This is a genomic window from Pseudomonas sp. P5_B2 (genome assembly GCF_056400445.1).
On record NZ_JBFULH010001345.1, the window covers coordinates 1 to 688 of the forward strand.

2 protein-coding genes are annotated in these 688 nt (G+C 56.2%); one reads left to right on the forward strand and one right to left on the reverse strand.

Annotated features, from left to right (window positions below):
* Positions 1 to 329, forward strand: a 329-nt coding sequence (locus tag AC1DRJ_RS31130; protein ID WP_477805489.1) for a nitroreductase family protein, incomplete at its 5' end; no start/stop codon positions are given.
* A gap of 129 nt (positions 330 to 458) precedes the next feature.
* Here AC1DRJ_RS31130 and AC1DRJ_RS31135 read toward each other — a convergent pair.
* Positions 459 to 688 (reverse strand): hypothetical protein (locus AC1DRJ_RS31135; protein ID WP_477805490.1); only part of this gene is annotated, 230 nt, incomplete at its 5' end.

Genomic DNA, 688 nt, shown 5'->3' on the forward strand with positions numbered 1-688 from the left:
GTGCTGCAGCCATGAATTTCCAGTTCTTTGGGGCGCCGCATGTGGCAATGCTTTTCGTGCCAGTCATGGGAGACACTGTGAGGGCAGCCGCAGACGTGGGCATGTACGCCCAGACATTCCTTCYCTCGTTGACTGCGCACGGCCTTGGCGGCATCCCCCAAACCTCCCTTGGCTTCTATGCCGACACCGTAAGGGAAGTGCTTGGTATTCCAGAGAACTACAAGATGCTTTTCGGCATGTCCTTTGGACATCCTGACTTGACCGCGACCGAGAATATGAGCCGCTTGGGCCGCGACTCTATCGACCAGAACGTTACTATCCATAGCTGAAAAACTATCCCGATCGCGCACATAGATGGCAGCCTAAAGCGGGGTTGGAGCAGATGGCTTGGCAAGTGGGGATGTGCTCAACCTCAAGCCACGTGCAGACGACGTGGTCGTGCAGAGCAAACTTCCGTATCAGAGCCCTGCAAAGGGGACGACTGACAGCGCGAGCCATTTCAGCCCGCAGCTATAGTCGGTAACTGCAACGTCACAGCTGCGCCTGCCCATAGCTGCCCGGGGCCCCTCCTTGAACTGAGCGATAAAGCGCCACTTGACGGTTTTAAGTTTGCGACGCCACCTCATGAACTGTCCCATCCTAGAGAACCAGAATGCGGAGCTTTTCACTAATGCGCGCTGTTCGGGAA